General features: G+C 47.1%; 10 protein-coding genes. 6 read left to right on the top strand and 4 right to left on the bottom strand.

Features of this window, described 5'->3' with window-relative positions:
* Positions 1 to 232: 232 nt before the first annotated feature.
* The 5 genes from OCV68_RS01880 (at position 233) to OCV68_RS01860 (ending at position 4874) form a co-directional block, all read left to right on the top strand.
* Positions 233 to 634, top strand: coding sequence for a PH domain-containing protein (locus tag OCV68_RS01880; RefSeq protein ID WP_262570315.1), 402 nt, complete (start codon positions 233 to 235; stop codon positions 632 to 634).
* Positions 627 to 1712: an FkbM family methyltransferase gene (locus tag OCV68_RS01875; RefSeq protein WP_262570314.1), complete on the top strand. Its 1086-nt coding sequence runs from the start codon at positions 627 to 629 to the stop codon at positions 1710 to 1712. Before OCV68_RS01880 ends, OCV68_RS01875 begins: the two co-directional genes overlap by 8 nt.
* Positions 1713 to 1898: 186 nt before the next feature.
* Positions 1899 to 3179, top strand: coding sequence for a PLP-dependent aminotransferase family protein (locus OCV68_RS01870; RefSeq protein ID WP_022475909.1), 1281 nt, complete (start codon positions 1899 to 1901; stop codon positions 3177 to 3179).
* A gap of 78 nt (positions 3180 to 3257) precedes the next feature.
* Entirely contained in the window at positions 3258 to 4136 is an 879-nt protein-coding gene (locus OCV68_RS01865; RefSeq protein WP_022475910.1) for a polysaccharide deacetylase family protein, read from the top strand.
* A 186-nt stretch (positions 4137 to 4322) separates the two neighbouring features.
* Positions 4323 to 4874: an NADH peroxidase gene (locus OCV68_RS01860; RefSeq protein WP_022475911.1), complete on the top strand. Its 552-nt coding sequence runs from the start codon at positions 4323 to 4325 to the stop codon at positions 4872 to 4874.
* A gap of 159 nt (positions 4875 to 5033) precedes the next feature.
* On the opposite strand, the gene metG is transcribed toward OCV68_RS01860, so the two are convergent.
* Positions 5034 to 6989 carry a methionine--tRNA ligase gene (gene metG, locus OCV68_RS01855; protein WP_262570309.1) on the bottom strand — a complete coding sequence of 652 codons (1956 nt, stop codon included), beginning with the start codon at positions 6987 to 6989 and terminating at the stop codon, positions 5034 to 5036.
* A gap of 383 nt (positions 6990 to 7372) precedes the next feature.
* On the opposite strand from metG, the gene OCV68_RS01850 reads away from it, so the two are divergent.
* Positions 7373 to 8461 carry an MFS transporter gene (locus OCV68_RS01850; protein WP_022475913.1) on the top strand — a complete coding sequence of 363 codons (1089 nt, stop codon included), beginning with the start codon at positions 7373 to 7375 and terminating at the stop codon, positions 8459 to 8461.
* 197 nt (positions 8462 to 8658) lie between these two features.
* Here the strand turns inward: OCV68_RS01850 and spo0A are convergent, their stop codons facing one another.
* From spo0A to OCV68_RS01835, 3 genes are all read right to left on the bottom strand, one after another.
* Entirely contained in the window at positions 8659 to 9441 is a 783-nt protein-coding gene (gene spo0A / locus OCV68_RS01845; protein WP_022475914.1) for a sporulation transcription factor Spo0A, read from the bottom strand.
* A gap of 298 nt (positions 9442 to 9739) precedes the next feature.
* Entirely contained in the window at positions 9740 to 10720 is a 981-nt protein-coding gene (locus OCV68_RS01840; protein WP_262570306.1) for an ATP-binding protein, read from the bottom strand.
* Positions 10721 to 10738: 18 nt separating this feature from the next.
* On the bottom strand, positions 10739 to 11809 hold the full coding sequence (locus OCV68_RS01835; protein WP_262570304.1) for a DnaD domain-containing protein: 1071 nt from the start codon (positions 11807 to 11809) through the stop codon (positions 10739 to 10741).
* Positions 11810 to 11835: the final 26 nt, after the last annotated feature.

The following is an 11835-nucleotide window of genomic DNA, read 5'->3' as shown; positions in this document are numbered from 1 at the left end:
ACTTTCATATGCGGTAAAATATATATGTCATTCTTAAAAAACATCTGATACTAAGCATCAATTAAAAACTATACAAAAAATCGAGCATAATCTTGCGTGTATGGGTTATGTGAAGATTTTTTGTCTATAGTTTTATTGGTGATCAGTATGATATGCCCCGACAAGAATTTTCTTGCAAAAGCATAATAACTGTGTTATAATTACTGTAATAAATATGAAAGGAACAACTGCTATGAAAGCTGATTTTGATTATCTCTGGACTGACAAGAAGCGTACGATATTCGGTCTGCCCCTTTCCTTTACAAGATATTATCTCACTGAGAAAAAACTCATCACCCGAACAGGCTTTTTAAATATAGTAGAGGACGAGTTCGACCTTTACCGTGTGATAGACAAGAAGCTCATGCTTCCCCTCGGTCAGCGGCTTTTCGGCTGCGGCACTGTGGTCATCAACGTGAAAGACGTGGATACTCCAGTAAAGACAGTAAAATCTGTCAAGGCTCCCAGAAAGATGATGGAGCTGCTGGACGCTCAAGTGGATAAGATGCGTGACGCTTACGGCATCAGGGGTCGTGACATGAACGACGTGCTCTGTCACCATGATGATATCATGGGAGATGACGGCAATGCTTGATTTTATTAAAGAAAAGACCGACTGCTGGGAATTTCTGCGCTCCACCGAGCTGCCTATCTTCATCTATGGCATGGGCGACGGTGCGGAAAAGATACTCCGTGTTTTCGATATGTACAATATCCCCACAGCAGGATTTTTTGCCAGCGATGAATTTGTGAGAGGACATTATTTCAAAGGGCATCTTGTTCACTCCCTCTCTCAGATAGAGGCACTCATTGATGATTTTATAATAGTGCTTGCTTTCGGTGCGGGCTACGAAAGCCTGTACAACAGGATAAACGATATGGCAAAGCGCCACACTCTCCTTGCGCCCGATGTTCCCGTTGTGGGGGACGGTTTGTTCACCTACAGCTACTGCATGGAAAATGCCGACAAGCTTCAAAAGGTGTATGACCTGCTGGCGGACGACATATCAAAGCAGACCTTTTCCGATGTGGTTAATTTCAGGATAAGCGGCAAGATAGAATATCTTAACGCCTGCACATTCCCCCGTGAAAGGATTTTCACCGATATTATCAGGCTTGGCGATGACGAGGAATACATCGACATGGGCGCTTACAACGGCGACACCGTGCTGGAATTTGCCGATATCACAGGGGGAAAATACCGCAGGATATTCGCCATGGAGCCTGATACAAGGAACTTCCGCAAGCTTACCAAAAGCACCGACGGCATGGAGCGCATAGACCTGTTCAACGCTGCCGCATGGAGCGATGACACAGTTCTCACATTTTCCGACCGCTCGGGAAGGAACTCCAAGCTCACCGAGGGCGGAGGCGTTAAGCTCAAGCAGGTGGCGGCTCTCAGGGGCGACAGTCTTTCGGAAAATGCAACATTTATAAAAATGGACGTGGAGGGCGCTGAACGCCATGCGCTGGAGGGCTGTGCCCAGTCACTGAAAAACGGCTCAAAGCTTATCTGTGCCCTTTATCACAGGACGGAGGACATTTTTGATCTGCCGCTGCTAGTGCATGAGATAAACCCGGATCTGAAGCTGTACATACGTCATCTTATGTATATTCCCGCCTGGGAGACCAATCTTTACTGCGTTCCTAATACTAATAACCATTTAACCTAAGAACAAATGATTATTAGTATAAGCAGTGATTTTGTCCGTCACACACGGACAGTTGTGTATTTTTTGAAAACAATCTGACGGAGTTTTATAAAACACTTGCAAAACCCGAAAAAATGTTATATTATATATAGTGGACTGCGGTGTGTGCCGCAGATGATCAACAGAGATTGAAAGGGAGATTTAGTTATGGCTTTGAAGGATATGACTGCAGAGCAGCTCAAGGCATTCAGGGACGAGTGCCGGAAGCAGTACGACGATTTCAAATCACAGGGACTTAAGCTTGATATGTCAAGAGGTAAGCCCTGCAAGGAGCAGCTTGATATGAGCATGCCAATGCTCGACGTTCTCAACAGCAGCTCTTCTCTTATCGACGCTGACGGCGTTGATGTCCGCAATTACGGCTTCCTTACAGGTATCACCGAGGCTAAGAAGCTTTTTGCAGACCTGCTGGGCGTTGACCCCTCCATGATAATCGTAGGCGGTAACTCCAGCCTTACTCTTATGTATGATTCCGTTGCAAGAGCAATGCAGTTCGGCGTATATGGCAGCACAAAGCCCTGGGGCAAGTGCGATAAGGTAAAGTTCCTTTGCCCTGTTCCCGGCTATGACAGACATTTCGGCATCACCGAGACTTTCGGCATCGAAATGATAAATGTTCCCATGACTCCTCAGGGTCCTGATATGGATATGGTAGAGGAGCTTGTAAACAATGATCCCGCCGTTAAGGGAATCTGGTGCGTACCTATGTACTCCAACCCCGACGGATACACATATTCCGATGAAACAGTAAAGCGATTTGCAGCTCTCAAGCCCGCTGCCGAGGATTTCAGAATTTTCTGGGATAACGCTTACTGCGTACATCACCTGAAGGACGACCACGACAGTCTCCTTAACATTTTTGATGAAGCAAAGAAGTGCGGCAACGAGGATATGATCTTCGAGTTCGCTTCCACTTCCAAGATAACCTTCCCCGGTGCAGGCGTTGCAGTTATCGCAGCTTCCGAGAACAATGTAAAGCATATCTCCAAGCTTCTGGGAATGCAGAACATCAGCTACGATAAGGTAAATCAGCTCCGCCACGTAAGATATTTTGGCAATGCTGACGGCCTCAGAAAGTACATGGAAAAGCACAAGGCTATCCTTGCTCCCAAGTTTGATACCGTTATCAGAATACTCACCGAGCAGATGGGCGACCTTGATATCCTTACATGGAACGAGCCTAAGGGCGGCTACTTCATTTCCGTAAATACCCTTGACGGCTGTGCAAAGGAAGTTGCACGTCTCTGCAAGGAGGGCGGCGTCGTCCTCACAGGAGCAGGTGCAACCTTCCCCTACAAGAAGGACCCCAACGACAAGAACATCCGTCTTTCTCCTTCTTTCCCCACTTTGGAAGATCTTACAAAGGCTATGGAGCTTTTCTGCATCTGCGTAAAGCTTGCATCTGCTGAAAAACTGCTTGCAAAGTAACTTGTTTTCCAACTGATATTTAAAGCTCCCTGTGCATATAATCCTATTGTGATTCTAATGCGCAAGGAGCTTTTTAGTATGTACAAATGCGTAAAAATATCCGCAGCTGCCGTGATATCTGCGGCAGTCGTATTATCTGCGGCGGTGTTTTTCATATCAGACCACAGCAGCAGGGCAATAACGGCTTCATCTGAGGGAAGTGTTCAAATGGAGCAGTCTCTTCCCGTGATAATGTATCACAGCGTGCTTTCAGACCCGTCACGGACAGGCGACTACGTTATCACGCCCGATGAATTTGAAAAAGACCTTATTTACATCAAAAGCAAGGGCATGAACACCGTTACTCCCGATATGATAATCGACTATGTGGATAATGGCACTCCCCTGCCAGAAGGCCCCATACTGCTCACCTTTGATGACGGGCATCTGAATAATATGACCTATGCTCTGCCGCTGCTGCAAAAATATGATATGTATGCCACAGTAAGCGTGGTAGGGGCATACACATTAAACGCCGAGAAAGAAAATGACCCAAATCCTTATTATGCCTATCTGACGCACGATGATATCATTGAACTTGACAAGGAAGGACACTTTGATATCGGCTGCCACACCTATGATATGCACAGTCTGGGCTGCCGAAACGGTGCGTCACGAAAAAGCAGCGAGACCGAGGAGGAATACAAGGTAAACTTTTCCCATGACCTGACACTGTTCCGTGATGAAATATCGGAAAAGTGCGGCATCTACCCCATTGTATATGCCTATCCCTACGGCTACATCTCGTCGGAGGGGTATGACCTGCTGAAAGAATACGGCTATCGGATAGTCCTTACCTGCTGCGAGCGTGGGAACACTATCCCCTGCGGCACAGGCGACAGGCTAATTATCCTTGACCGATACAACCGCTCAGGTCTTATGCAGTCGGAGGATTTTATGAAGAAAGCAGGGATTTGATTTAAGCACATTTACTATTGTGCAGGTATTAAAATTGTGCAATACGTTGAAAATTTATAAAAGCGGCAAAATAGTTTCTAAAAGCCTTGACAAAACTACACCAATGTGGTATATTTATATCACAGCAAGAAACCCGATACCAAATCGGATAAAAATAATGATAATAATATTACGGAGGTAAAAAATATGAAAAAGTTTGTCTGTTCTATCTGCGGCTATGTATATGAGGGTGAGGCCGCACCCGAAAAATGTCCCCAGTGCGGAGCTCCTGCTTCCAAGTTCACTGAGGTTGCTTCCGATGACGGACTGAAGTTTGCCTGCGAGCACATTGTCGGCATCGCTAAGGAAGTTGACGACAAGGAGATCATCGACGGCCTCAACCAGAACTTCATGGGCGAGTGCACAGAGGTAGGTATGTACCTTGCAATGTCCAGAGTTGCTGACAGAGAGGGCTACCCCGAAGTCGCTGAGGCTTACAAGAGAATCGCTTACGAAGAGGCTGAGCACGCAGCTAAGTTTGCAGAGCTTCTGGGCGACGTTGTTTCCGACTCCACCAAGAAGAACCTCGAAATGAGAGTTATGGCTGAGCACGGCGCAACTCAGGGCAAGCTTGACCTTGCTTCCAGAGCAAAGAAGCTTAACCTGGACGCTATCCATGATACTGTCCATGAAATGGCAAAGGACGAGGCAAGACACGGCAAGGCATTCCAGGGTCTCCTCAACCGTTACTTCAAGTAATTTATACGCTGATATCCATAGGGTGTACAAAGTGATCTGTACACCCTTTTTCTATGTGCTGCCCCCGCTTGCAGGTGTTAAAACTGCATTTGTAACAGCACCCATGAAAAAAGGGCATTGCCGAAAATGGCAATGCCCTTTTGTTATTTCTGTATAAACTTATGAAAGCTTAGAGCCGTTTGGGATATCCTTGTCAACGAAAATTACCTTTGCATCTTCTCCGACACTTGCGGCAACTATCATTCCGTTGGACTCAACCCCGCAGAGCTTTGCGGGAGCAAGGTTTGCAACAACAATTACCTTTTTGCCGATAAGATCCTCGGGAGCATACCACTTGGCAATGCCCGATACTACCTGTCTCTCGCCGAAGCCGTCATCAAGCATGAGCTTCAGGAGTTTCTTTGCCTTGGGTATCTTCTCGCAGGACTTGACCTCTGCAACACGCAGGTCGGACTTGAAGAAATCGTCGATCTTTATAGTCTCGGAAAGAGGCTCAAGGTTTGCGCCGTCCTTATCCTGCTCAGCCTGAGTCTTTTTCATCTGAGCTTCGATAAGAGCATTAAGCTCGCTTATCTCCTTGTCAACGTCGATTCTGGGGAAGAGAACTTCTCCTCTGTGAACGGTGACATCGGCAGGAAGAACGCCGAACTTAGCTGCATTTTCGTAGGAAACATCATCGGCGGACGCACCTATCTGCTCCCATACCTTGGGCATGGTGGTAGGCATAAATGCGGAAAGCAGAGATGTGGAAATTCTGATAGCTTCAAGGAGATTGTAAAGAACAGCTGCAAGTCTGGGCTTGTTGGCCTCGTCCTTTGCAAGCACCCAGGGAGCAGTCTCGTCAATGTACTTGTTTGCACGGGAAATTACCTTGAATATCTCAGCAAGAGCGATGTTCAGGGTGGTGTTGTCCATGCACTCGTCAACCTTTGCACGGAGAGCTGTTGCCATGGAGATAAGCTCATCGTCCATAGGGTCGGACTTCTTGTCGGCAGGAAGAGTGCCGCCGAAATACTTCTCCACCATTGCAACGGTTCTGGAAACAAGGTTGCCCAGGTCATTTGCAAGGTCGGAGTTAATTCTGTTTATCATTATCTCGTTGGAGAATGAGCTGTCAGCACCGAGAGCCATTTCACGGAGAATGTGGTATCTGATAGCATCGGGAGAATATCTCTCGCCAAGAACCATTGGGTCAACAACGTTGCCGATGGACTTGCTCATCTTCTGACCGTTGAAGGTTATCCAGCCGTGAACAGCAAGGTGCTTGGGCAGAGGAAGATCAAGAGCCATAAGGATAGCGGGCCAGATGATAGCGTGGAAACGCATAATATCCTTTGCTACCATATGCACATCTGCGGGCCAGAACTTGTCATAATCATTGTAGGCGTCGTTTGCATATCCCAGAGCGGTGATATAGTTGGAAAGGGCATCTACCCATACATATATAACGTGCTTATCATCAAAGGGAACGGGAATGCCCCACTTAAAGGAGGTACGTGAAACGCAGAGATCCTCGAGACCGGGCTTGATGAAGTTGTTTACAAGCTCAGTAGCACGGGTCTTGGGCTGGAGATAATCGGTTTCAAGGAGCAGCTTCTCGATTCTTTCAGCAAAGGGAGACATCTTGAAGAAGTAAGCCTCTTCCTTGGCCTCAACAACATCTCTGTGGCACTCTGGGCACTTGCCGTCCTCGTCCAGCTGGGACTCGGTCCAGAAGCTTTCGCAGGGAGTACAGTACTTGCCCTTGTATTCGCCCTTATAGATATAACCCTTGTCATAAAGAGCCTTGAAGATAGCCTGAACGGATTTTACGTGATAATCGTCGGTAGTTCTGATATAGCGGTCATAGCTGATGTTCATGTAGGACCAAAGCTTCTTGAAATGTTCAACGATCTCGTCAACATACTGCTTGGGAGTAACACCCTTTTCAGCAGCCTTCTGCTCGATCTTCTGACCGTGCTCGTCCGTACCGGTAAGGAACATCACATCATAGCCCTGCATTCGTCTGTAACGGGCAATGGAATCGCAGGCAACTGTGGTATAGCAGTGACCGATATGAGGATTGCCCGAAGGATAATAGATAGGGGTCGTAATGTAGTAGGGTTTCTTTGACATGATATTAGCCTCCAATTATGATATTCATAACTTATATTATAAACCATTTTTCTGCATTTGTCACTACTTTTGGGAAATTTTTTTGAGAAAAAGAGCATAATTCCAAGGATACACCCCTTGACAAAACGCAGTCGGGTGTGATATAGTAAAAAAGTAAACCATTCACCAATGATAAAAGAGGTCAGTATCATGCTTTGGAAAATGACAAATGTACAGCTTCAGAAAGGTTCCGTTTTTCCCTTTTACGGGGATAGTGCGCCCTTTTGTAAGAAAATTTGTCATAAACAGGCTCTTATCTGACTTAAAACAGAGCAGTTTTACAAATAAATAGTGCGCATTATCTTCTTAAACTATCACTAAATTCAGTTTAAGGAGATTTTTTTATGCTTAATATCGAAAAACAAATACGTAAGCTTTACGCCTCATCTGTGCTGGGAAATCTGTCCCTTACGGGAGCATGGGTAGCAATACTTGCGGCAAGGGGCTACAACCTTGTGGATATCGGCATCGCCGAGACAGTGTTCCACATCACAAGCCTTATTTTCGAGATACCCTCGGGAGTTCTGGCAGACGTTTTCGGGCGGAAGAAAATGCTTATCGTAAGCAGTATCATGCGAATGATAGGCAACATAATTATGATACTTTCGGATAACCTTTTCACCGTTTGCCTGTCCATTGCATTCCACGCACTGAGCTACAATTTTTCCTCAGGCACAGGGGACGCTCTGGCTTATGACTCACTGAAAGCCGCAAATGCAGAGAGCCGTTTTGAGCGGTTTGAATCCGATCAGCTGGTGATATACAGGCTTTGCAGCGGAATATCCACACTGTGCGCAGGCTTCGCCCTTTTCATCGGTCACAGGCTTGCATACGGCACAGACCTTATCACAGGCGTGATACAGATTGCCGTCCTCATGTCCCTCAGTGAGATGTATGCTCCCGCACCTGAGCAAAGCGGAAGCATAGCCGCAAGGCTGGCAATATGCCTTAAAGAAAGCTTTACATTTATGAAAAGCGCCAAAAGGGCAATGAAGCTTATGATAGTAAATTCCCTTATTGGTGCGGCTGATACCCTGCTTCTTTTCTTTTTGCAGGCAAAGCTCCCCGAAAGGGGTATCCCCCACCGCCTGCTGGGTGCAGCCCTGCTGTTTATGGAAATTGGCGGTATAATCGGCTCCAAGCTGATAACAAAGCTTCCGAAGCTGAGCTACAGGTGCGTTTTCTGCATATCATCTGTTATGGTGCTTGCAGGCATTGTTGCGGAGCATTCGCCGATGTACGCAGTAATGGCGCTGGGCGGATTTATTGCCGCTGTGGCTGATGATGCTCTTCAGGTGCGGACGAATGTGCTTTTGCAGGATATGTTCCCCTCGGAACAGCGTGCGACCCTCACATCACTTGAATCCTTCACATTTTCGGTGATAATGATAGTTCTGTCGCCACTTGCGGGCTTTGCATTTACATACTGGTAATATAAGAATAGGGCTGCCGAAGTTTAACGCTTCAGCAGCCCTTTAATTACATATCAATTTTACTGATTTGTGTGTACCTTCGCCTGTCGGCGACTAAACTTTTTACCTTTGTGCTTATTTGTGCGGATATTTTTACAAGCTTATATAACTAAGGGCTGCTGCATCGTGTGAAACAGCCCCTTGAATTTTCATAAACATTATTTCACCGCAGCGGCGCTGTTTCTTGCCTGAGCGGACTTATATTTGAGCCTGAGATTATCGGTGATAAGTGCGATGAACTCACTGTTTGTGGGCTTTCCCTTACCCACACTCACGGTGTAGCCGAAAAGATTCTGGATAGTATCCAGGTCTCCCCTGTCCCATGCGGTCTCGATAGCATGACGGATAGCTCTCTCCACTCTGGAGGCAGTGGTATTAAAATGCCTTGCAACTGTGGGATAAAGCAGCTTTGTAACGCTCTCCAGCATATCGGGGTCATCGTAGCTCAGAAGTATTGCCTGCCTGAGATAATGATAGCCCTTGATATGAGCGGGAATGCCTATCTGATGGATTATCTCGGTAACTACCATCTCCATATCCTCGCTGAGGCGTGGGTCGCCGGGAGCCATTTCCATAGCCGCCGCACTTCTGATAACGTTCACCAGCATATCGCAGTCAAAGGGCTTGAGCATGAAATATGCGTTCTCCATGGACATTATCTGGCGCTCCGCAAAAACGTTCCTGTATGCGGAGGTAACGATGAAAAAGGGCTTATGTACAAAGCTGTCGCAGCGCTTTATCAGCTCGGCTGCATCTATTCCTGGGATAATGCTGTCAACTATAACAACATCCGGTTCCTCACTTCTGATAGCTTCCAGCAGGAGCAGACCGTCATTGTCACGGGTAACGGCAAAAAAGCCTCTTCCTCTCAGTGAGTTTGCCAGCATACAGCCAAATTCCTTGCTCTCGTCTCCGATAATTACCTTGATCTTTTCGTTCATCGTGGAGTCATCCTTTCATTTTGCAATTATAGTGTTAATATATATGTCTCGCTATTTCCTGACACCGGAAATAAGTCCTTGTTCAATATATTACCACGTCTTTTGGCAAAAATCAATACATTTCGGACATTTTATATCCATAAATATTCGGCTGATATTTTGCATTTCTGAGATAAATTTATGTATTTCAAGATGTCTCTCGGTAACTCAAAGTTATTCGCCATTTTATGCGTAAAGGCGCAGAAGTATTCGACCCATCTGTGCATTTGCCCCCATATGCCGCATTCCGTCAAATGCCCTATTTTTCAAGTCTTTTCAGCTGTCTTATGTCTTTTCCGACAAAAATCAGCACCTCGTAGAAGCCGAACAGCCGTGAGATTATCCTCTCGTTGTAATGGTCGTAAAGCTCCTCCACGGAGTAGTTGGAGCTGACTATTGTGGGCAGTCCCATATTCATTCTGCTGTTTATGAGATTGTAAACCGCAGACTCGTAAAAAGGCGTTCTCGGCTCCGCTCCCAGGTCGTCCATAATGAGCAGGTCGCAGCCGCAGAGAGCGGAAAGTGTGTCACTGTCCCCCTCGGCTCTTCCGAAATGCTCTTTTTCTATCTCACGGAGCAGGTTCAGCACTGAACCGTAAATAACGCTGCTGCCGCCCTTTATGACCTCTTTTGCAATGGACATGGAAAGATGTGTCTTTCCCACGCCTGTTTTGCCCAGCATAAGAATGCTCTTGGAATTATGGGAAAAGCCGTTGGCGTATTTGATGCAGAAATCAAGGTTATCCGCCATTTTGGCGTAGCAGTCCACGCCGTCAACGGTGATGCCCCTGTAATAATCAAGGCTGAAATGGGCAAAATCCGCATCGGGCATATTTGCACTGCGATTAAGCTCCTCGGAAGCTATTTTGTTGATGAGGCGCTTCATACAGTCGCACATTCCCATATCCGTATAGCCCGTGTCATTGCAGGCGCTGCACCTGTAGTGGACTTCAAGATAATCCTCGGGATAGCCGTTTGACCTGAGAATGGACTTTATCATTCGGCTGCCCTCAAGATTGCTCTGCTTTATCTTTTCAAAGCTTTCCTTATAGTTATTGCCCCGCCTGATTATAAGCTGAGAAAGCTCGGAAGCTGTTCCTGCCAGCATTCGGCGTATCTCCGCCACCTGCGGGAGTTTTTTGTATATCTCCGCAGTCCTTGCCTCCGCCTCGGCTTCCGCCCTGAGACGGCGCTTTTCCATTTCGCTGTTGGCTTTCTGACGTATCTCTGTACGTGTCATTTGTGTACTCCTCTTTATTTATACAGTAGGCTTGCTGTTTCTGGCGTGCTCCATTATGGCTGACAGGTCAAAGGATGGCGCTGATTTTTCCGCAGCCGTGCTTCTTCCCTGCGCCGCCTGACGGGGTGCCTGACATCTTGACGGCTTGGTGCGTTCATCGAACTCTATTGCCGACTGCATATCGGTAATGTTATTGTCATGCCACTTCACAAGTATCTTGTTCATGTACTGGAACGCAGGCTTGCCCGTTGCGTCAACGGTCTTGTCATAAGCCAGCTCCACAAGGTCAACAGACATATCCATGCGTGCCCACTCGTCAATGTACTTTTTCTGGGAAGCGGTGAGCTTGTTCTGCATTTTTAGGCGTGACTGCACCTTTGCCTCAAAGGTAAAGGATCTCTGCATGAGCAGTATCTCGTTTTCCGCCTGCTCGTGAGTGGCAATGTTCTTTTCATGCCAGTCAAGGGCAGCTTTTTCTATGTAGCCCATATTCGTCCTGCCGACAGAGCAGCAGTAGGCTATGAGCATCATTATGATATCCGCAGACATTCCCAGATGGTCGTATATCCACAGGATAGTCCGCTGATCGTCAAAGGTAAGCACCCTTTTAAGGCTGCCCTCGGCGCTTTTGAAAAGCAGCGCTATCTCCTGAGATTCGGCTATTCTTTCCGCTATCTCAGTGGGAAGCAGTGATTTTCTCGGTCTGATGACCTCTTTTTCGGGCGCAGCAGGCACAGCGGCAGCCGGTATTGCAGCCGCAGGAACAGCAGTTTCGGGATTGGGAGCCAGCACCCTGACAGGCTCATGCGCCGCAGGCTGACTTTTTGCCTGAGGAGCATTGCCGCTCCTGTAAATTACCCCCACCGATGACCAGTAGGAAAGAGCCTCGTCAATATCCTCGGCGGTCACTCCTATCTCGTCGGGGTCATCGGGGAGACGGCGGTATTTAAGCATATATATAAGAACTTTCAGCGCCTTGCCAGAAGCAAGTCTCAGTGCTTCGGCGGCAGCATCGGGAACGGCGAAAACTCCGCCGCTGTCCCAGTTTACCTTGTAATCCATGGCATACACTCTCTTTGCGTTACACATATTCTGCGGGTCTCTTATTTTTATCG

The sequence above is a fragment of the Huintestinicola butyrica genome, assembly GCF_025567215.1.
In the GTDB taxonomy this organism is placed as follows: domain Bacteria; phylum Bacillota; class Clostridia; order Oscillospirales; family Ruminococcaceae; genus Huintestinicola; species Huintestinicola butyrica.
Note: the sequence above shows the minus strand (reverse complement) of the source record. Positions and strands in the feature narration are given on the sequence as shown.

Coding starts and splice junctions, on each gene's coding strand:
- spo0A (WP_022475914.1), bottom strand. CDS start 9,441: ATGAACGAAAAGATCAAGGTAATTATCGGAGACGAGAGCAAGGAATTT.
- OCV68_RS01870 (WP_022475909.1), top strand. CDS start 1,899: ATGGCTTTGAAGGATATGACTGCAGAGCAGCTCAAGGCATTCAGGGAC.
- OCV68_RS01865 (WP_022475910.1), top strand. CDS start 3,258: ATGTACAAATGCGTAAAAATATCCGCAGCTGCCGTGATATCTGCGGCA.
- OCV68_RS01880 (WP_262570315.1), top strand. CDS start 233: ATGAAAGCTGATTTTGATTATCTCTGGACTGACAAGAAGCGTACGATA.
- OCV68_RS01850 (WP_022475913.1), top strand. CDS start 7,373: ATGCTTAATATCGAAAAACAAATACGTAAGCTTTACGCCTCATCTGTG.
- metG (WP_262570309.1), bottom strand. CDS start 6,989: ATGTCAAAGAAACCCTACTACATTACGACCCCTATCTATTATCCTTCG.
- OCV68_RS01875 (WP_262570314.1), top strand. CDS start 627: ATGCTTGATTTTATTAAAGAAAAGACCGACTGCTGGGAATTTCTGCGC.
- OCV68_RS01835 (WP_262570304.1), bottom strand. CDS start 11,809: ATGTGTAACGCAAAGAGAGTGTATGCCATGGATTACAAGGTAAACTGG.
- OCV68_RS01840 (WP_262570306.1), bottom strand. CDS start 10,720: ATGACACGTACAGAGATACGTCAGAAAGCCAACAGCGAAATGGAAAAG.
- OCV68_RS01860 (WP_022475911.1), top strand. CDS start 4,323: ATGAAAAAGTTTGTCTGTTCTATCTGCGGCTATGTATATGAGGGTGAG.